Annotated in this window: 12 protein-coding genes; 6 read left to right on the forward strand and 6 right to left on the reverse strand. The window is 71.0% G+C overall.

Annotated features, from left to right (window positions below; all coding sequences use genetic code 11):
* Positions 1–66: 66 nt before the first annotated feature.
* The gene (locus SGA01_RS33885; RefSeq protein ID WP_141301530.1) at positions 67–1158 is read right to left on the reverse strand and encodes a PP2C family protein-serine/threonine phosphatase; all 1092 of its coding nucleotides are present in this window, start codon (positions 1156–1158) and stop codon (positions 67–69) included.
* 220 nt (positions 1159–1378) lie between these two features.
* On the opposite strand from SGA01_RS33885, the gene SGA01_RS33890 reads away from it, so the two are divergent.
* Positions 1379–1579, forward strand: coding sequence for a DUF5988 family protein (locus tag SGA01_RS33890; RefSeq protein WP_141301532.1), 201 nt, complete (start codon positions 1379–1381; stop codon positions 1577–1579).
* 114 nt (positions 1580–1693) lie between these two features.
* Here SGA01_RS33890 and SGA01_RS33895 read toward each other — a convergent pair whose 3' ends face one another.
* Both SGA01_RS33895 and SGA01_RS33900 read right to left on the reverse strand, forming a co-directional pair.
* Positions 1694–2236, reverse strand: coding sequence for an SMI1/KNR4 family protein (locus SGA01_RS33895; protein ID WP_141301534.1), 543 nt, complete (start codon positions 2234–2236; stop codon positions 1694–1696).
* Positions 2237–2278: 42 nt separating this feature from the next.
* Positions 2279–10861 (reverse strand): golvesin C-terminal-like domain-containing protein, encoded by an 8583-nt coding sequence (locus SGA01_RS33900; protein WP_229918547.1) that lies wholly within the window; start codon positions 10859–10861, stop codon positions 2279–2281.
* A 345-nt stretch (positions 10862–11206) separates the two neighbouring features.
* Between SGA01_RS33900 and SGA01_RS33905 the strand changes: the two genes are divergently transcribed.
* Entirely contained in the window at positions 11207–11680 is a 474-nt protein-coding gene (locus tag SGA01_RS33905; protein ID WP_141301538.1) for an MmpS family transport accessory protein, read from the forward strand.
* 77 nt (positions 11681–11757) lie between these two features.
* Here the strand turns inward: SGA01_RS33905 and SGA01_RS33910 are convergent, their stop codons facing one another.
* Positions 11758–12453, reverse strand: a complete 696-nt coding sequence (locus SGA01_RS33910) for a sigma-70 family RNA polymerase sigma factor (RefSeq protein WP_141301540.1) — start codon at positions 12451–12453, stop codon at positions 11758–11760.
* Between the two features lie 155 nt (positions 12454–12608).
* A complete protein-coding gene (locus SGA01_RS33915) occupies positions 12609–13292 on the reverse strand; it encodes a hypothetical protein (RefSeq protein ID WP_141301542.1) in 684 nt (227 codons plus the stop codon).
* Between the two features lie 178 nt (positions 13293–13470).
* Between SGA01_RS33915 and SGA01_RS33920 the strand changes: the two genes are divergently transcribed.
* Both SGA01_RS33920 and SGA01_RS33925 read left to right on the forward strand, forming a co-directional pair.
* Positions 13471–14736: an MFS transporter gene (locus tag SGA01_RS33920; RefSeq protein ID WP_371866258.1), complete on the forward strand. Its 1266-nt coding sequence runs from the start codon at positions 13471–13473 to the stop codon at positions 14734–14736.
* Positions 14737–14783: 47 nt separating this feature from the next.
* Positions 14784–15821 (forward strand): sugar ABC transporter permease, encoded by a 1038-nt coding sequence (locus tag SGA01_RS33925; protein WP_229918549.1) that lies wholly within the window; start codon positions 14784–14786, stop codon positions 15819–15821.
* Here SGA01_RS33925 and SGA01_RS33930 read toward each other — a convergent pair.
* Positions 15808–16986 (reverse strand): acyl-CoA dehydrogenase family protein, encoded by a 1179-nt coding sequence (locus tag SGA01_RS33930; protein ID WP_141301546.1) that lies wholly within the window; start codon positions 16984–16986, stop codon positions 15808–15810. The two genes, SGA01_RS33925 and SGA01_RS33930, sit on opposite strands and share 14 nt — an antisense overlap.
* 179 nt (positions 16987–17165) lie before the next feature.
* On the opposite strand from SGA01_RS33930, the gene SGA01_RS33935 reads away from it, so the two are divergent.
* The gene (locus SGA01_RS33935; RefSeq protein ID WP_141301548.1) at positions 17166–18953 is read left to right on the forward strand and encodes a CoA transferase; all 1788 of its coding nucleotides are present in this window, start codon (positions 17166–17168) and stop codon (positions 18951–18953) included.
* Entirely contained in the window at positions 18950–20605 is a 1656-nt protein-coding gene (locus tag SGA01_RS33940; protein ID WP_141301550.1) for a class I adenylate-forming enzyme family protein, read from the forward strand. The genes SGA01_RS33935 and SGA01_RS33940 overlap by 4 nt, the downstream gene beginning before the upstream one ends.
* Positions 20606–20633 lie beyond the last annotated feature (28 nt).

A 20633-nucleotide genomic window follows, 5' to 3' on the forward strand; every position in this document is an offset into this window, starting at 1 on the left:
GGTCGCTTCCCTCGGATCACCTCGCGTCCCCAGGGCCCGTGGGCGACACCCGCCCACGGGCAGGGCTCATGGCGTGTGCAGGCGTACGGCCAGGGCGGCGATGTCGTCGTCCAGGCTGCCTCTGCTGTAGCTGAGGAGGTCGTGGTGCAGGGCCGTGAGCAGATCACGGGGAGGTGTGGGGGGCTGTCGGCGCATCCAAGCTGTCAACGGGAAGAACTCACCGTCCCGGGCACGGGTCTCGGCGATCCCGTCCGTATAGAGGAGGAGGAGCTCGCCGGGAGCGAAGTCGAAGGCGTCCGCGCGGTACTGGTCGCCGAGCAGTTCCGCGAGGCTGAGCAAGGGCGAGGGGACGGACGGCTCGAGGATGCGTACGTTCTTGAGGCTGTGGATCAGGGGCGGGGGGTGTCCGCAGTTCACGATGGTGATGCGGCTGCCTTGATGCGGGATCTCGACGAGCAGCGCGGTGGCGAAGCGTTCCATCGGTGCCTCGGGTGGATGGGCGGCGTTGTGCCGGGCACAGCTGGCGTCGAGCCTGCGGGCGACGTCGGCCATGGAGGCCTCGCCGTGTGCCGCCTCCCGGAAGGCGTTGACGATCGCCGCGGCCGCCCCCACTGCCGGCAGGCCTTTGCCCCGTACGTCTCCGATGAGCAGGCGTACGCCGTACGGAGTATCGACGACCTCGTAGAAGTCCCCGCCGATGCGGGCTTCCGCGGCGGCCGCGAGGTACAGCGATTCGATCTCGACGTTCCGGAAACGGTGCGGCAGGGGCCGCAGCACCACCTGCTGGGCCGCGTCGGCGACGAGCCGTACCTGAAAGAGCGTGCGCTCCCGTTGAAGCCGGACATGGCTTCCGTACGCGGCGGCCACGGTCACCGCGATGATCCCCCCGCACGTCCACCACGTCCCGAGATCGGGGAAGACGAGACTGAGGCCGATCATCAGAAGGAGGCAGACGGTCCCGAGGAGGACGGTCGGGAGGACCGGCCACATGGAGGCGGCCAGAGCCGGCGCCGCGGGCAGGAGGCGGCTGAAGGCCATCTCCGGCGGGGTGGCGTAGGCCAGGCTGGCGATCACGACGGTCAGAATCACCGGCGACAGCCGCACGAGCCTGCCGTAGCCGTGGCTCCGACGGAGCCGCGGCTGTCCGGACTCGATCATGAATCCCAGCGTATCCGCGTGGGGCCCGCTCAGCGACGTGACGAGTGGGCTCCGCGTGGGGCTGAGCATGCCTGCCGGCTTGCGAGGACGCGACCGCCTGATGTGTCAGTGACTCTTAGGGACGGAAGGTCACGCACGGTGTCATCGCGTGCATCACTGCTGTAGGTCCTGGCGACGCTTCCCGGGTGCGATGCGAGCCGAGGGTGGCGACACTGGTGTCATGGCACACAAGGTATCTCTGGAGGGCGGACCGGAAGACCTCCCTGAGCGGACCGTGACGGTCGAGACTCCCGGCGAGGACGTGAAGATCCTGCATCGAGGCGGATACGAACACTTCAGGGAGACCCCACGCCGACACGACACCACGGAGGGCACCCTTCGGGTGTACGAGTGGTGGGAACGTACGGAGATCGCCGAGTAGGCACACCGCGCCCTGGGCATGCGACCGCGGCCCACGAGAAACGGCAACCGCCGCTCACGCGAAAACGCCCGGCCGGGAAGCCCCGGCCGAGCGATTCGCACACACCGCGGGGCGTCAGCCCTGCGCCTGGAACGTCACCTCACTCACGTCCCAGAGGAACTCTCCGCCCAGCGGGTTCTCCGGCCATTCGGCACGGAAGCTCCGGACGAGGAACTCCACCATCCCGCAGTCGTAGCGGCTCCACAGCATGTCGTTGCGGTGGTAGACCACGACGGGCCACTTGGCGGGATCGTCGTCCGACGCGTCCCAGCACAGCATGTCCGCGGTGGCGGAGACCCCCCAGGTGATCAGCACCGGAGAGGTGCCCTCCAGCTCGGGTGTCTTCTCCTCCGTCTCCCAGTCGGCCTCGGCGTTCGCCGTCTCGATCACCATGCCGTCCCGCGGCGCCTGTTCCAGCGGCACCTTGGGCTCCGGCCTGCCGATCGACAGGTAGTTCTGCACCGCGCCGGCCCCGTAGACCTCCATGAAGTGCCGGAAGTCGTCGGGGAACGGCTTGCCCCATGACGAGGCGATGGCGGCCCAGTCGACCGTCGAGTCCCCGTCCTTCGGCGGCGGCATCAGCCGTCGCAGGGCGTCCAGGTCGGTCGGCTCACTCATCGGTGCCTCGTTCCGTGTCCGTGCGGTCGGCTCCGGTGGCCGTCATGGGGTGCCCCCCGTGGGTACCGGCGAACCGCCGCTGCTCTGTGTGCCGAGATTGTCTCCCGTGCTGAGTGTGTTCGGGATGAACACCTGGAAGTTGATTCCGACCGAACCGTCCGGATTCACGCCGTACGCCGACATGTCATAGCCGGTCGGCACCGTCCTGTTGCCTTCGTAGCGGGGAGACACGGTGTACATGACGTCCTGGCCCGCCATCACTGCGGTGTAGACCTGCAGTTCGTACGCCCTCATGTGCTCTTCGCCCTGCGTGGAGCCGATCTGCTTGGCGTTGGCACCGCGAGCGCACGGGGAGAGGTTCGCCAGGACTCCCTTGCCCGCCAGCTTGTTGCCGATGAGGTGACAGGCGTTGACGTTCTTCTGCGCGTCGAGCCCCTTGCCCTTGGCGTAGTCCTGCGCCCACTCGTATCCGGGCGGGTTGGAACCCACGCCGGTTCCCTTGTTCTTGTTCAGGTACTCCTTGGTCAGGCAGGCCTCGGCGGCCGTGGCCCGGTTGCCGTTGGCCGCGTCCCGCTCGCCGTACTGGATCCAGCCCTCGCCGCAACCGGACTTGTCGTCGTCGTCGTTGTCGGGCTCGGGCTGGGGCCGCGGAAGGCGCCGCGGGTCCGGTGCGGGCTCGTCGTCGGTGTCGTCCCTGGAGCGGGAGGCCTCCTCGATCCGGTCCCGGACCTCGCTGGCGACGTACGCGACGGCCGCGACGACGACGATGATGGCGACCGTCACCACGACCGCGGCGACGAAGGCCGCGGCGACCGCCGGGATCGCGAGGGCGAACCAGTGGCCGTCGATCTCGACGTTGCTGATCGGGTTGCCGCCGGTGAAGGAGTAACGGTTGCCGGTGAAGGGATCGCTGCCCAGCCCCATGTCGGCCAGGGCCCCGTTGTACATGTCCCGGCTGGTGAAGCGGTTCAGCCCCGGGTCGTAGTCACGGAAGCCCATGTCGTACGTGCCGGACCCGGCGTCCCACCGCTTGGCGCTGTAGCGGTAGGAGTTGTACTCCTCCTTCGTCGGGTCGGAGGCGTCCGGCTTGTCGATGCCGGTGAACTCCGACGCGTCCTCGTTGCCGTAGGCCGTGTAGCCGTAGGTGGCCTTGGTGTCGCCGCTGCCGTCGGTCAGCGTCTCGACGTCCGTGTGGCTGTTGTAGCCGTAGTAGGCGTCCTCGGTCGTCCCGTTCTCGTTGTGCTTGACCTGCGACAGCCGCTGGCCCCACGGGCTGTACTGGTAGGACTTGGTGAGCTTGCCGGCCACCTCCTCGGTCAGTACCTCCTGGGAGAGGCCGAGGTAGCGGTAGTCGGTGGTCTTGCCGTCCGCGGTCTTCGACGAGGTGCGGTCGAGCGGGTCGAAGGTGTACGTCGTCGACTTCATCGCGCCGGTGCCGTCCCGCTGCTGGGACTCCACGACGTGGTCGAAGCCGTCGTAGATGCTGCGCGAGACGATCTGCCCGTCCTGGGACGTCGACTCCTGACGACCCAGCGGGTCGTAGTTGAAGGAGGTGACGGATCCCGCGGTGGTCGACGTCTGGAGCCGGTTGCGGTCGTACCGGAAGTCCGTGGCGGTGCCGCCGACGTTCTGCTGGACGACGTTGGCGTTGTCGTCGTGGACGTACGTCTCCGTGGCGGCGCCGTTGCCGGTCTTCACCGACTTGGCGATCCGGTCGACCGGGTCGTAGGTGTACGCGGTGGTGGACTCGAGGTACGCCGCGTGGTTGTCGGCGTTCATCTTCTTCGCCGCGTCCTGCGCCTTGTTGCCGTTGGCGTCGTAGGCGTAGGTGTGCGAGGCGACGAGCGTGCCGTCGGCCTTCTTCTCCGCGCTGGTCCTGACCGCGCCGTCGAGGAAGTAGTCGAGGTCGACGGTGTTGCCGTTGTCCTTGGTCTCCCGCAGCGACTCACCGCGGTCGGTGTAGGTGTACGAGGTGACCTTGGGGTCGGTGTCCGTGGGCGAGGTGCCCACCGAGACCGTCCTGACCTTCTCCCGCAGGTCGTAGGTGTACTTCGAGTACTGGTCGGGGTGGGTGATGCTCTCGGGCTGGTCGTTGGCGTCGTAGGTGTAGGCCGTGCTGGTCTTCTGCTGGCCGGCCAGGGTCTCGGTGATCCCGGACACCCGGTTCAGACCGGTGTAGGAGATCGTGTACGTGTCGACCTTGGCACCGGACGACAGGTCGTCGATCAGCGAGAGGTTGTCGTTCAGGTCGTAGGCGTAGCGGAAGTGGTGCTTCTCCGCGTCGATGTCGCCGGTGAGGTCGCGCACCAGCTTGACCCCGTCGGCCACGACCTTGCCGTCGGCGGCCTGGAACAGCTCCAGCTTCGCCGCGTTGCCCTGGGTGAAGTCGTATGTGCCGAGGCTGACCCAGGTGCCCGCCGCGGTGGACTGGTCGACCGTGCGGTCGGTGCTGCCGGCGGTGTGGGTGACCTTGTACTTCGCGGTCTTGCTGGCGCCCGCGACCTGCGGGAACTTCACGTACGCGGTGTACTTGCCGTTCTTCGGGATGTTCAGCGTCCAGGAGTACGCGTCCGTCCCGGCGCCGGTCGCGTGCACACGGTGGTCGAAGCCCTGCTGCCCGGTGAGGTTCGCCGTGGTCCAGGTACCGGTGGAACCGGTGTGCTGGACGTCGGAGTTGTCGACGAGCGGCACCGCGGTGCCGACCGGCACGCCGTCGTCGGTCTTCTCCTTCAGCTTGCCGTTCGGGTAGTAGCTCCAGCCCATGGTGCGGCTGACGGACTCACCGGCGGAGCTGAGCGTCCTGGAGGTCTGCAGCCCCAGGTCGTCGTACTCGTAACTCGTCCGGATGTCCCACGGGTCGGTGGAGCTCCTGGTCCAGCCGTTGTCGTAGTAGGTGAACTCGGTGTCGTTGCGGACCGTCTGGCCCTCCGAGGGCGGCTGCGAGGTCCGGGTGACGCGGCCGGCCGCGTCGTAGAACGTCTGCGTGTAGACGTTCGGGTCGTTGTAGCGGGCGTCCGACGGGTCGTACGGCAGGTACTGCTTGACCGGCCGGTTCAGCTCGTCGTACTCGGTCCGACTGGTGAAGTCGTCGGCGTTCGCGGTCTCCGTGCCGCGCGGGGTGACGACCCGGGTGGCGTTGCCGACCTGGTCGAACTCGTAGCGGGTGGTGCGGTACGTGATGTCGCCGCCGGAGCCCGAGTGCGGAACCCTCTGCTCGGTCTTGCGGCCCCGCTCGTCGTAGCCGGAGTAGGTGGTGTTGCCGTCGGGGTCCGTGTCGGCGACGACCAGCGCGTCCTTGTCGTAGGCGCGGCGCGTCACGTTGCCCAGCGGGTCGGTGACCGAGGTGACCCGGTGCTCCAGGTCGTAGGCCATCTTCGACGAGAAGTCGTCGGGGTCGGCCGTCCGGTTCTTCTTCGGGTCGACGACCTTGACGTTGTTGCCCACCTCGTCGTACGTGTACGTGATCTTCTCGCCGAGGGCGTTGACCACGGAGGCGAGCTGGTAGATCTCGTCGTAGTTCTGGGTGGTGGTGTAGTCGTCCGGGATTCCGGGCGTGGCCACGCCCTTCGGCTCGGTCGTGGTCTTCAGGTGGCCGGTCTTGTCGTAGGTGTAGACCGTCCGGCGCAGCGGCGCGGTCGGCGTGTCCTGCGGTGAACTGGCCTCGGTGAGCTGGTCGGCCGCGTCGTAGTCCGCCGTGGAGACGGCACCGGTGGGCGCGATCGCCTTGGTGACGTTGTCGTTGGCGTCGTAGTCGGGTGCCGGGACGGTGATCAGGTCGCCCGCGGCCTGGTCCCTCGGGGCCGTCCTGACCAGCGGCCGGCCGTACGTGTCGTACGTCTGCGTGATGCGGTGGCCCAGCGGGTCGGTGGTCCTGGTGACCTTGCCGCGTACGTCGTACTCGTAGCCCATGCTGTTGCCGAGGGCGTTCGTGATCTTCGCCGGGTAACCGGTCGGCGTGAACTCGCTGTTGACCGTGGAGTGGCCGTTGGCGTCGGTGGCCTTGGTGAGCCGGCCGTGGGCGTCGTACTCGTACGTGGTGGTGTAGTCGCCCGCGGCGGGCGTCGCGACGCCCTTCGGGTCGGTGACCGTCTTCAGGTTGCCGAAGGCGTCATAGCCGAACTGCCAGGCGCGGCCCTCCGGCGACGTCTTGCGGTACAGGTCGGAGGAGTAGCCGTCCAGCCGCTTGACGTACTCGAACTTCTGGGCGTCGGCGGGGTACTTGCCGGGCGCGCAGTCGCTCTGCGGCGGGACCCCGCCCTTGTTGTGCTCCGCGGTGCGCTTCCACAGCGGGTAGCCGGTGAGCGGGTCGTAGCAGTACGCGGTGACGGCGCCGTTGTTCTCCTCCATGTACGTGACGTTGTTGTCCGCGTCCCACGCCAGCTTCGTCTGCTGCGACTTGGCGTTGACGGACCGCACCGGACGCCCGAAGTCGTCGGTGACGTACGTGGCGTCGTGGCCCTCGGCGTCGGTGACCACGGTGGAGGTGAAGCGGGTGTCGGCCGTGTCCGCGGCGTACGCGAACCGCGTGGCGCCGCCGATGCGGTCGGTGATGGACTGGGTCCACCAGTGGTACTTCGGGTCGTCGCCCTCGCTCGGGTAGTAGTAGTCGAGAGCGGTGGCGTTGCCGCGCGGGTCGGTGATGCGGACCAGCTTGACGTTCTTGTTGCCCTGCTCGGCGTCGTACGTGAAGCCGAAGACCTTCGGCTGGGACGAGCCCGCGCCGTCGGTCAACTTGGTGAGCAGCCCCTTGTCGGAGTACTCGAAGGTCAGCTTGCGGCCCGAGATGTCGGTGATCGACTTCAGGTGGTCGACGATCTTCGGGCTGTTGGTGTCGGCCTTGGTGTAGTAGGTGGCGGTGAGCGTCTGCCGCCCGGCGGGGTCGGTGATGTACGTGAGGAACTTCGTCGGCTTGTTGTTCGACTTGCGTTCCTCGTACGTGAACGTCTGGGTGTTGCCGTTCTTGTCGACGACGGACGTCTGGTAGCCGTCACAGCCGAACAGGAACCGGGTGCCGTCCGGACGCGTGAGGGTCCAGGCGTCCGGGATCGGGTCCTTCGCCGGGGTGCAGTCGAGACCCGGCTTGGCCGACAGCCGGAAGTGGACGCCGGCCGGTGCCTTCCACGAGCCGTCAGCCTGTACCCGGAAGACGTGGGTGGTGCCGTCCCCGTCGGGCAGCCGGACCTCCCGCGGGTTCGGGTTCGGGTGGAAGTCCAGCGGGGCGCCGAGCCGGATCGGCCCCGCGGCCTGCACGGACCAGCCGTGACCGGCGACGGTGTCCGAGGTGTCCTGGGTGTTGTAGGCGAAGCGGACGAAGGTGTTCAGACCGCGGCCCGGGTTGCTGAGGGCGTTGTACTGCCAGACGGTGTTCCCGACGGCGGTGTTGTTCATCAGCGATGAACCGGCGCCGGTGTTCTTGCCGTTGTACGAGGAGAACTTCTCCAGGCCGAGCTGGTCGGAGGTCGGGTCCTCGACGGTGACGTTCAGCCGGAGCCCGGCCGGACCGCCCGTCCCGGACAGCCAGGTGCCCGCCGCCGTGTCCCGGACGTCCCAGGTGAGGACGTACTCGGTGCGCTTGCTGCCGGAGCCGGAGTTGACGGGTGCGCGGAGCCGGCCCTGCAGGGTGACCGAGTCACCGGGCAGCAGATCGGCGGGCAGGGCCGTCTGGAGCTGGTTGCCGCCGGTCGTGGCGTCCGTGCCGTCCGGGAGCGCCCACCGATAGCTCAGGGCGTGGGTGCCGGCCTTCCAGACGGACGTGGTGGTGTTGGTGAGGGTGAACTCGACGGTGTGGTCGCTGTTCGGGGTGATCCGGGCCGGGGTCTGCGGCGCGTAGTACGTCGACTCGGTCGTCGAGTCGATGTACGTGACGGCGATCCTGGGCCGCAGGCGCTGCTCGGCGCCCTCGGAGGACAGGAACAGGGTCCGCTCCTGCTGCGCGGCCTCGTCGGCCATCTTGAGGACCACGCCCTGCTGGGACGACGGAGTCGTCACCCAGGACTGCGCGAGCGAGGTGACCGTCCAGTCGTGCCGCGACGGGTCGTTCGTCTTGGCCCCGGTGTCACCCGCGACCGCGCCGAAGTCACCGCCCGCGGCCGCCCAGTTCGTGGCCGCGTCAGCCTTGACCCAGGTCGCGCCCGCCTCGTCGAAGTCGCGCGTCAGCGGCCGGAGTTCGTAGACCGCACCGGCGGTGTCCGTGGTGGTCTGGGTGCTCCACAGGCGCACCTTGGCTTCGAGGACGCGCGCGGTGGTGGGGATGCCCAGGGTCGGGAACTTCAGCACGGCGCGGGTGTCGCCGTAGGTGGCGGAATTGTTGCCGACGCTGAGCCAGTTCTTCGGCCCGCCGTCGTCGATCGTGTCGTGGAGCGACGTGGGCCGGGCGGAGGACAGGGTGGTGTCCTGCGTCGCGTCGAGCACCTTCGTCGTCCGGCCCGCCTTCGGCAGCCGCACGAGCCTGCTGGGTGCGGTGAGGACCTGCCCGTCCTTCGTCTTGACCGCGACGACGTAGTAGTACGCGCGGCCGAACGGGTCGGGGTCGTCGGCCTTCGTCGGCACGGCGCTCGTGTCGGTGAACGAGGTCGTCGTGGACGCGACGGGCGCGACGAGGGTGGCGGCCGACGGGGTGAAGGCCTGGTTGACGGAGCGGTGGACCTGGTACTCGGCGATGTCGTCGCCGGTTCCGATGGGGTCCGGGTCCTGGTACGCCGACCAGTTCAGCTCCGCGCCGGTGTCGTGGATGGTGGTCGGGGCGGCGAGGTCGACGCCCTGACGCCCGAAGGTCATGACGAGGCGCGGGTAGTGGGCGGTCTCGCCGCCGTACCCGTACTCGCTGCCCTCGTAACGGGGGCCGCCCTTGGGGCCGTTGGCGGACTCGTCCCCGGCCTTGATGACGAAGCCGTTGTTCGCGTACGTCCCGTTGATCCACTGCTGGACCGTCTTGGTCACCGGGAAGGAGTGCCAGGTGTTCAGCTCGCCCGGCTTCTTGGTGACCACACCGCCCTTGGTGAACCGGACGGCGTCCGCGATCACCGACGTGCTCGTCGAGGCCGGACCGTCACCCAGGGCGATCTTGCCGAGCGTGCCCGCCTTGAACGGGTGGGAGCCCAGCGTCTTCCAGACCCCGGCCGTGCCGGCCTGCTGGTCGACCGTGTACGCCTTCGACCCGCCGTCGTACGTGACGGTGTACGGCGCGTTGGTCGCGCGGTCCGAGGCCGGGACGTAGTGCGCCTCGACCTGGTAGGTGCCGTCCTCGGGGAGGTTCGGCTGCCAGGTGTACGTGCCACCCGCGACCGAGTCCTTGTTGTACAGGTAGTCCTGGTTCACCGCGTACTGCGTGAACGCGGTGTTGCCCGAAGCCGGCCAGGCGCCGACGGCGGCGGTCCGTCCGGCGTCGCCGTCGTCCACCACGACCGACGTGCCCGACAGCTCGCCCGTGAGCGCGCTCGCGCTGTTCCAGGTGGCCTTGTCCTCGGTCCACGCCTGCGTGGCGCGGTGCGCCTCCAGCTGGACCTCGGTGTCACCGGTGGTGTGGGTCTGGTCGTAGTACAGCTTCAGATCGGCCGAGTCGAGCGTGGTGCCGGCCGGGACGCCGGTCAGCGGGAACCGCAGCAGCGCACGCGACGCGCCGGTGCTGGTGTTGCCGACCGACAGCCGCCAGTTCTCGTCGTAGTTGTCGCCCGGACCGTCCGAGGAGATCATCACGTCCTGCGCCGTGCTCGGCGTCGGCGCGATCGAGATCGTCGGGTCGATCGTGACCGGGTACTGCCGCTCCGGCGCGGCGAGCCACTTGGCGTCCGGCGTGACCGTCAGCTTCCAGCCCTTGCCCGCCCGGACGAGCTTCTGCTCGACGGCGGAGCTGTGCCCGGTGCCGTACGGCGAGGAGGCGTCCTTCCTCGCGTCCGTCATGAACGCGGCCGGAACGACGAGGACCGGATCCGCGCCCTCGCCGTAGAACCGGATCGAGCCGTCCTTGCCGGCCTTCGGCGTCAGCCCGCCCGCGTCCAGCGTGAACGTGAACGTCACCGGGCCGGCCGGCCGGGCGTCCAGGACGATGTTCTCCTTCACCCGCCCCGGACCGACCTGGTACGTCAGGTCCGCGCCGGCCACGGCGTCCTTGTACGTGACGGTGTCGCCCTTGGCGGTGGGGGCGAGCGCGCCCGCGCCCTCCAGGCCCAGGGTCACCGCGTGACCGTTGCTGGCCTCGAAGCGCAGCAGCTTCGCCGCGTCGGCGCCGAAGGACGTACGTGCGACGTTCGTCGTGTTGGTGAAGGCGAAGCCCCCGGACCCGGCCGCCGTGACCGTCGGGTCGATGTCCTTCCACGACTTCCCCGACCGGTACGCCGTCGGCTCCGCCGACACCTCGGCCTGCACGCGCCCGTCGGACAGCTTCCAGTACCGGGCGTGCGGTGTGCGACGGTCCGTCAGTTCCGCGACGCGCTGCGGCTTTACGGCCGCCTTGCCCGGCGGCAGCTTCTCCCGGCTCGGCAGCACCGGGGAGCCGCCGGTCGACGGCAGTTCCGGCCCGCCCTCGTCCGCGTCCTCGTCTTGTGCTAACCAGCCGGCGAAAGTATCGGCAATACCCTTGCCGTCATCGGTCGAAACCGGTGCGGCATAGGCGACTTGTGGAATCATGGTGCCGACGACCGCCGAAACCACGAGGCAGGCTATCGCCGGCCCGTATCTCGCTTTCACGCCATTCCCCTCTTCGATGGACCCGGAATCGATCGAAGCGCCCCAACGCATGGCAAACCAGGCCGCGTTCACCACAGGGGAAAGCGGCCTCGCTGGAGCTTCGATCGCGGGCGGGGGGATTCTTCATCATGGAACTGATGCGAAGTCAACTGTGAACTCATTAAGGGCATTTCGCTGACCGGCCGTTGGTGATTGGGGCCGCCTTGCCCGACATTTCCGTTGCCTGGCGTCCGTCGAATCCGGTGGTGTATAACCCCATCCGATTCCTCGACGGAAGGTGCTGCCATGCCGACGCCCGAAGAACCGAAGCGACGCATCGACCGCAGTGATCGCGGCGGCGTAGCCGTCGCCGCGGTTCTGCTACTCGTATGCGGCGCGTTCGTCACCTACGGATTCCTCAACACCGAAACCGAGGACGAGGCCGCGGGCCAGCGCGCCGCGACGCCCACCGCCGAGGCGACCTACGAGGTGACCTACGAGGTGCTCGGCGAGGGCGCGGCCGATGTCACCTACCGGGGAGCCGGCGACGAGGCGCACGTCGTCACGCGTGTCGGCCTGCCCTGGCGGAAGACCGTGAGCGTTCCGCTCGGCGCCGCGCCGATCGTCGACGTCACCCTCGGCGAGAAGGGCGGCACGGCCAGCTGCACCCTGGCCGTACGCGGCAAACACGTCCAACGCGCCACCGCCACCGGCGCCTTCGGCCGCACCACGTGCGGCGGCGAAGCCCCCGCCACCGAAGCGTCCGCCGTCCCTCAGTGAGGACGGTTCGGTTCCCCGGAGGCGCGACGGGGGAGGGATCGCGGTCCCGCCCCGTCACGTACGGGCGGCGCGAACGATCAGGCGAGCGCGGGCGCCCGCGTGAACCGTCTGCGTGCAGGGACGCAACTGTCCGAAGCGGACGCTGGCGCGAGCGCCGGCTCCTCGTCGCCGCGCAGCAGGGCGATCAGCGAGGCCCTGGCGCGGGCGATGCGTGAGCGGACCGTGCCGACGGGACAGCCGATGGCCTGGGCGGCCTCGGCGTACGGCAGGCCCAGGAGCTGGGTGAGGACGAAGGCGTCCTTCCGCTCGGCCGGGATGGCGGCCAGGAGCTCGGCGAGCGCGACGCCGTCCTCGAAGCCGGGAAGCCCCTGGGACTGGGTGTGCTCGGCCTCCGCCTGCCAGTCGTCGCGGTCGGACAGGCGCGGGCGTGCGGCCGCGTGCCGCAGGCTGTCGACCACCGTACGGCGGGCTATCGACAGCAGCCAGGTACGGGCCGAGGAACGCCCCTGGAATCGGGGCAGTGCGGCCAGCGCGCGCAGGAAGACCTCCTGGGTGAGGTCGTCGGCCGCCTGGCGGTCGGCGCTGAGGTAGGCGACGTACCGCCAGACGTCGCGGTGCAGGGCGCGTACGAAGAGGTCGGCCTTGGCCGGGTCGCCGTCCCGGGCGGCCAGCGCGAGCCGTGTCGTCGCCGCATCGGTGTCGGCGTCCGGAGTGTGCGCGGAGCGGGAGGTTCTCGGCGCATGCCGAGGGAGGGTGTCGTGGGCAGGAGTCATCGCCACAAGTCCTTACGAGGCAAAGGGAATCCGGTCGGGCGCGGATGAGGGCAGCGCCGTGCCGGTGACTGGTACGGCCGGCCGCGACCGAGCGGAAGCGGCATGACCGAAGCCCGAGGGACGGAACGGAGCCGTCGAGCTCGGGGAGCCGGCTGTCAGCGGACAGCGAGTGCCTGGGGAGGACCTCGGGAGATGTGCGAATGGGCGAGCAGGAGCTGCCTTGGGGCGCGTTCGTCACCGGCCCGCACCGGCCGGAAGCGAGGGAGGTCTCGTTCGACCGGGGCGACGGACGCGAGCAGCGGAATCAGGGGGCGGAAGAGCCGCAGGGACGCGGCACGAAGGAGCCGGAACGCCGCCCGTTCGCCGTAGGCCATCCACAGTCCGCTGAGGAGAGCGGCCAAGAGGTGGGCCGAGATCATGCCCAACGACGACGGCATCTCCGTCATGTCGTGCCCGACCGGCGCGTCGGAGATCATGCCGACGGGCGAGGCCAGGTCCCCGTGGCCCATGGCGGCGTGCGACATGTGCGCGTGTGTCGCATGCATGTCGTCCATCGGCATCGATGTCGGCAACGTCTGCGGCGCCGTCGGCTGGGACCACGAGAAGGCCGTGTGGAGCGCGCTCTGCACGACCACGCTCGCTGCGGTGACGGCGAGGAGGCCGCGCTCACGGCTCGCGAGGACCCAGGTGGCCGCCACGGTGGCGGCGAAGGCAAGGGAGAGCGTCCAGGCGGGCACGCCCTGCCCCGACATCAGGATGTGGCCGGTGGCAGCGAACAGCACGCAGACGGCCGCGAACGTCGCGGCCCGCACTCCTCGCGAACATCGGCCTGGTGTCATGGCGCGCCCATCCTTGCACCCCTCCCCGGGGGGTGTGAGCCGGTACGGCCTTGCCGGGGCCGCCCCCTCGACCTGTCGGGACATGAGTACGCGACTGTGACGGGTCCCACAAGAGCACCTCGGGAACTTCCGGCACAGTCGCGACGACTCCTCTCAGGCGAAGGCGAAGGCGAAGGCTATGGCGTTCGGTTCGATCGCCGAACAGGGGAGGGGATACGCGGTGAGGACCGCAGGTACGGCGGCGGAGGCGTCTGCCGACACCGGAAAGGGGCAGGCCCGCGGGCTGACCGTGCTCCTGACGACGGCCATGGCCTTCTCGATGATGCAGCTCTTCCTCCTCGGAGCGCTGGGCCCCCGTCTCGTCGACCGACTCGGTGTCTCGGAGACCGTGCTGGGCCTGACCACCACGGTGGGCTTCGGTACGGCAGCCGTCCTCTCGCCCGTAGGCGGCCGGATCGTCGACCGCATCGGCCCCCGCCGGGCCCTCGTGACCCTGCTGGCCCTCTCGGCGGTGGCACTGGGCCTCATCGGTGCCGCGCCCGGCTCCGGCCTGCTGCTCGTGGCCGTCGCGCTGGGCGGCCTGCCCCAGGCGCTTGCCAACCCGGCGACGAACAAGGCGATTCTGGCGTCCGTACCGGCGTCGAGGAGGGGCACGGTCACCGGCACCAAGCAGTCCGGCGTCCAGCTGGGGGCCTTCGTGGCCGGGCTGCCCCTCGCCGTGGCCGCGAGCGCGATCGGCTGGCGGGGCGCGGTCTGGGTGGCCGCCGGCGCGGCGCTCCTCGCGGCCCTGTGGGCCTGGCGCGCGCTGCCGGCCGACGCGTCACCGCCGCCCAAGGGGGCCGTGAGCGGTCCGACATCCTCCAGCCCCGGTGGCCCCGTGGCGTGGCTCGCCGCCTTCTCGCTCTTCCTCGGCGCGGGCATCGCCTCCGTCAACACCTACCTCGCCCTGTTCGGCTCCCGACACCTCGGCATGGGGCCCACGGTGGCGGGTGCGCTGGTCGCCGTCCTCGGTGTCGCCGGGATCGCCGGCCGCGTCGGCTGGTCCCGGGCCGCCACGCCCGGCCGGGCCCCGTGGCTGCCAGGCCTCCTCGCGGGAGGAGCGGTGGGCGCGGCTGTGCTTCTGGCCGCCGCCGTCCGCGTCGACCCGCTGGTCTGGGTGGCGGCCGTGGCGGTCGGGGTGTTCGCCGTGTCCGGCAACGCCGTCTCGATGGTCCTGGTGATGCAGCGCTCCGCCCCGGGCCGCGCCGGCCAGGACTCCGCTCTGGTCGCCGCCGGCTTCTTCGCCGGATTCGCCGTGGGCCCGCCCCTGTTCGGGCTCCTGGCGGAGCGCGGGCGATACGGGGAGGGCTGGGTCCTTGTCGCGGGGGAGTTCGCCGTCGCGGGTGTCGTTGCGCTCGCCTGGGCGGTACGGGACCGCCGGACGCGTGCGGACGGTCCGCGATGACCGCCATGGGCTGGGCCGACGAAGCATTCGGCCTCGTGCTTGGCCGCGTGGGGGAGACCGCGGAGCAGGTGGGTGGCCGCTTTCCCTTGTACGCCGAGCCGGCCGACGGTCGCTGGACGACCACAGGGCGCGGATCGTGGACGGGCGGTTTCTGGGCGGGTCTTCTGTGGCTGCGGGCCGGCCACACGGGGAGCGACAAGGACCGCACGACGGCTGCCGCCGTCACCGCCCGGCTCGCCCCCTGGGCCGAAGCGGACACCGCGACCCGCGGCCTGATCCTCTGGTACGGCACGGCCCTGGCCGCCGGGGACACGGCGGCACAAGCCCTCCGGGAGCGCGCGGCGAAGGCCGCTGCCGGCGCCTTCGACCCGGAATTGGGGCTCGTCCCGTGGGGCGCGGCCCTCGGCGGCGCACGGCTGCGGGCTCGTACGGACGGCATCCCCGGTCTCGTACCCCTGCTGGCCTCCGCCGGGCCCGAGGGGCAGGCGGCGGCCGCCGCTCACCTGCACCGCCACCTGGACTTGTGCCTGCCCCGCGAGGGTGCTGGGCGGCCCCGCCCGGCATGGCGCTGGGACGAGACGCGCGGCTGGACGGCCGAAGCCGATCCCGCTCCCGGCTGGACCCGGGGCGAGGCGTGGCTCCTCCTGGCCGTCGCGGACGCCCTGCTGCTCGCGGATGCCCCGTCCTGGCGCACGGACCGGCTGACCCGGGCGGCCGAACTCCTCCTCGCGGAGTGCGCGATGCTCGTCGGCCCGCTCGTCCCGCCGACGGATGCCCACCAGGCCGACAGCCCGCTCGACACCTCCGCCGCCGCCATCACCGCGGTCGCCCTCCAGAAGCTTGCGCTCGTCCCCGGGACCGCGTGGTCGAGAGCGTGCGCGTCCCGTGCGGAGGCCGTCCTGCACCGGCTCGCGCACGACCATCTCACCCGGCCGGGCGGGGCCCGACCGGCGGGCATGCTCCTCGACGGCTGCTACGACGCGCACAGCGGAACGGCCGTCCGCCACGAACTCGTCTGGGGCGACTTCTTCATGGCCCTCGGCCTGGCCGCCCTCCTCGGCCGCGTAGACCTCAGACGGGTGTGACGGCAGAGCCCTGACGGCTCCGCAGGACGCGCCGGGCCACGGCGGACACGTGCTGCTCGTCAGGACCGTCGAGGATCCGGGCCATACGTCCCGTACGGAACAGCGCCGGCAGGGGCGTGTCCGGGCCGAGCCCGGCCGCGCCGAAGACCTGGACGGCCCGGTCCGCGACGTCCTGGAGCGTGCGGGCCGACGCCGTCTTCGCCAGGCCGACCTCCACATGGGCGTCGCGTCCGTCCGCCACCAGCGCCATCGCCTCGTACACGAGCGGCCGTGCCGTCCTCAGCGCCAACAAGGCTTCGAAGACGTGCTGTTGGACGAGCTGGTGGTTCGCGAGCGGTCCCCGCGTGCCCTGACGCGCCGCGGCGCGGTCGCAGAGGAGGTCGAAGGCCCGCTGGGCCTGGCCGAGCCACCTCAACGCTCGTAGCGTGCGGCCCAGTTGGAGACGCTCGCCCGCGACGACCAGGGCCTGTCCGGTGTCGCCGACGAGGTGATCCTCGTCGACCTCGACACCGTCGAACTCGATCTCGTACTGTCCGGTCGCGCCCAGGATCGGCAGCTCGCGCACGATCCGGAACCCTGGGGACTCGGTCGGCACGAGGAGGAGGGACAGACCGGTGCGGTCTCCGGCCGATCCGCTCGTGCGGGCGAGCACGGTCACGAGGTCCGCGTCGCCCGCGTTCGACACGAACCACTTCCGGCCGGTGACGCGCCAGCCGCCGCCGGACCGTCGCTCGGCCCGGGTCGCTGTGAGCGAAGGCACGGTCCCGGGCGTGTCCGGCTCCGTCATCGCGTAGCAGGTACGGAGATCGCCGGAGACCAGGCGCGGCAGGTACTCCGTGCCCACCCGTGCGGATCCATGACGGGACAGCATGGTCACGTCGAGCAGAGGCGCCGATCCGAGAGCCACGGGACCGTGATCACTGGCACCTTCGGCCTCGGCGATCGCCGCGTACGCACTCAAGGTCAGCCCACCGCCCCCCAGTTCGGCCGGCAGGGGGAGCGCCCACAGGCCGGACTCACGGGCCTCCCCGCGCAGTCGCTCCCGAAGGACTCGGGCGGTCGGACCACCGGCATCGAGATCCGGCTCGGCGGGGAAGACGCGCTCGCGGACGAACGCGGAGACCTTCTTGAGCAGCAGGTCGGCATCCGCTGCGCCGTGATCCATTACGTCATGGTCCGTCACTGTTTTCCTCCGTCTCGGGAACTCGACAGAACACGCGTCCGACTGCCTGCCCGTGGAAGTGGTCGGGCGTACCCGCTCCCCAGTTCCCGTGACCGTGAATTCCCCGTGACCGTGAAGTCCCCGTGCGACGGCCATCACCGCCGCGCCAGGAGAGGAGAGCCATGGCGTCATCAGCGACCGCGCACACCGCGGTCCGCCGTCCGCTCGACACAGCCCGTCCGCTCGACGCACTGCGTTGTGACATCGGTGGCCCCGAGGCCCTGACCCGCGTCGTCTCCGACCATCTGAGGCGGCTCGGGGCGACGGCCCGGGACGACGGCCCGGGGGCCATCACGATCGGCGGCGGCGGGTTCGAGCCCGTCACGGCCCGTACCGCCTGGGGATCGGCCGGCTCCGGGATCGAGGACGAGGCGACCGCCCAGGCCGTCACCGGCGTGATGGCCGTCCACGGCCGCCGCCACGGGAGCCCGCGAGGCCTCGGCGTCGACTATCTGGCCACCGCCACGGGTGTGCTCACCGTCCAGGGTCTGCTCGCCGGGCTCATCGGACAGGCCCGGGGCGGTTCGCCGGCCCGCGTATGCACGACGACGGCCGACCGAGCCGGGCTGCTCACCGTGTCCCAGTACCTCGCCGCGGCCGGAGCCGACGAGCCGGAAGCCGTCGAACCCGCGCCGGGCGGGCCGCCGTTCATCTCCGCCGACGGCGTCCTGTTCGAAGCGGAGACGCTCGACCCGGGTGCCTGGGCGGCGTTCTGGCGCGCCCTGGAAGCTCCCGCCGACGCGATACGAGCGGGCTGGCGGCCCTTCCAGTTCCGGTACGCCACCGCTTGCGCGCCCTTCCCCGTCGACCTGCACGACGTGACCCGTCGCCACACCTGGGCACGGATCCGACAGGCCGCCGCGCTGTCGGGAGCCGAGGTGTGCCGACTGCGTACGCTCGCCGAACGGGCCGGCGAGGACGACGGAGCCGATCCGTGGACCCTGCGCGCGCTGGGTCCGGGCCACCCGGCGACCACCACGGCCGCCACAGCGGACCGGCCGCTGGCCGGCCTGACCGTCCTGGAGGCGGGCCGCCGCATCCAGGCACCTCTCGCGGCCCATCTGCTGGGCCTGCTCGGGGCCCGCGTGATCCGGGTCGAGCCGCCGGGTGGTGATCCGCTCCGGGGCATGCCGCCCGCCTGCGACGGGATCTCCGCCCGCTGGCTCGCGCTCAACCGGGGCAAGGAGGCGGTGGAGATCGACATCAAGGCGCCCGGTGACCGCGGGCGCCTGCGCGAACTCGTGGCCGAAGCCGACGTGTTCGTCCACAACTGGGCCCCGGGCAAGGCCGCCGAACTCGAACTCGACGCCGAGCACCTGACCGCCGTGAACCCGTCCCTCGTCTACGCCTACACAGGCGGCTGGGCCGACCGGCTCGACGACGCCCCCATGGGCACCGACTTCATGGTGCAGGCCCGCACCGGTGTCGGGGAGGCCGTCCACCCCGCCGGTGAACCGCCCGTACCGTCCCTCATGACACTCCTCGACGTCCTGGGCGGCCTGCACGGCACCGAGGCCGTCCTCGCCGGCCTCCTCCTGCGCGAGCGCACGGGCCACGGCGTACGCGTCGACTCCTCGCTGCTCGGAGCGGCCGACACCCTCCTCGCCCCCGCCCTGCGACAGGCCGCTGCCGGCACCGATCCCCGGCGCCCCGCCGGATTCCGGCACCCGCTCCGGACCTCAGACGGCTGGATCGCGCCCAGCGACACCAGCGCGGCAGCCGCCGCGGCGGACGACGTCTCAGGCATGTGCACCGAGGACGCCCTGGACCAGCTGCGCGGCCACGGCCTGACGGCCACCGCCGTCACCACCGACCTGTCCGCACTCCACCACGACCCGCGCCTGTCCGGCGAGATCAGCCGGGACGCGCACGGTGCCCCCGCCGTTCCCGACCCCTGGAGCTTCGCGTGACCGTCACCCTGACCGATCTTCTGCCCGCCGAACTCCGCCGCTCCTGGGTGATGGACGGCACCTGCCCCGACCTCGACCTCTACAGCCTCTACCGGGCGAGACAGATCGCCGACCTGCACCGCACCGCCGTGATCGATGACAAAGGAAAGCTCTGCTACACGGCCCTCGACCGCAAGGTCCGATGTCTTGCCGAGGGCCTGCGCGGGGTCGGCATCGGCGCCGGGGACGTCGTCGCCGTCCAGCTCCCCAACAACCGCAACGCCGTCATCGCGGATCTCGCCCTCGCCGCACTGGGCGCCGTCGCCCTCCCCTTCCCGGTCGGGCGCGGAGCCGGGGAGGCCGAGTGCCTCCTGCGCCGCGCGGAGGCGGTGGCCGTCATCGCCGCGATCGAACACCGCGGCCAGAACCACGCCACCGACCTCCAGGCCCTCGCCCCGGCGCTGCCCGCCCTGCGCCACGTGATCGCCGCAGGACGCGGCACCGCCCCTGACGGAACGATTCCGCTGGCGCAGCTGCTGAGGACCGACCCCACCGGATTCGTGCCTGCCCGACCCGATCCCGACAGTGCCGCACGCATCCTCGTCTCCTCCGGCTCCGAGGCGGAGCCGAAGATGGTGGCGTACTCCCACAACGCCCTGGCCGGCGGCCGCGGCAACTTCCTCGCCTCCCTCATGCCCGACGGAACCCCGCCCCGCTGCCTCTTCCTCGTCCCGCTCGGCTCCGCCTTCGGGTCGAACGGCACGGCCGTCACGCTCGCCCGGCACGGCGGCACCCTCGTCCTCCTCGACCACTTCACGCCCGAGGCCGCGCTCGCCGCCGTGAGGGAACACGGGCCCACCCACATCCTCGGCGTGCCCACCATGATCCGGATGATGCTGGAGGCCCTGGAGAAGACGGACGGTCCGCTGCCCGCCCCCACCGCGCTCGTCCTGGGCGGCGCGCCCCTCGACGAAGCCACCGCTTCGGCGGCGGCCGAGGCGTTCGGCTGCCCGGTCGTCAACCTCTACGGGTCGGCGGACGGCGTCAACTGCCACACGGGGCTGGGGCATTCCGTGCCGCCCACCGACCGCTCGGGTGTCGTCGCCGGTCGCCCCGATCCCCGGGTCGCCGATATCCGCATCGCCGACCCCGACACGCACGAGCGGCTGCCCGACGGGCGGATCGGGGAGATCGTCTCGCGCGGACCGATGACCCCGCTCCGGTACGTCGCCTCCCCCGACCTCGACGCCCGCTACCGCACTCCGGAGGGCTGGGTCCGGACGGGCGACCTCGGCTTCCTCGACGGGGAGGGCGTCCTGCATGTCGTCGGGCGGCTGAAGGACATCGTGATACGCGGCGGCGCCAACATCAGCCCCGCCGAGGTCGAGCGCGAACTCGTCTCCCATCCGCAGGTGCGGGACGCCGTCTGCGTCGGGGTGCCGGACCCGCTGATGGGGGAGCGGCTCGCCGCCTGCCTGGTGGGCAAGGGCTCCGAGGTCCCGACGCTGACGGAGCTCGGGGCGTACCTGGAGGAGGGCGGACTCGACCGGCACAAGCACCCCGAGCACCTGCTCGTGCTGCCCGAACTGCCGCTCACCGCCGCCGGAAAGCCCGATCGCGCCGCGCTGCGGCGCCGGATCGTCGAGCGGGGAGCCGCCCTCGTCGAGGCGTGACGGCATGCAGGTGGGGAGGGCCGCCGAC

Origin of the sequence: Streptomyces gardneri (assembly GCF_006539185.1) — a bacterium.
Lineage (GTDB): Bacteria > Actinomycetota > Actinomycetes > Streptomycetales > Streptomycetaceae > Streptomyces > Streptomyces gardneri.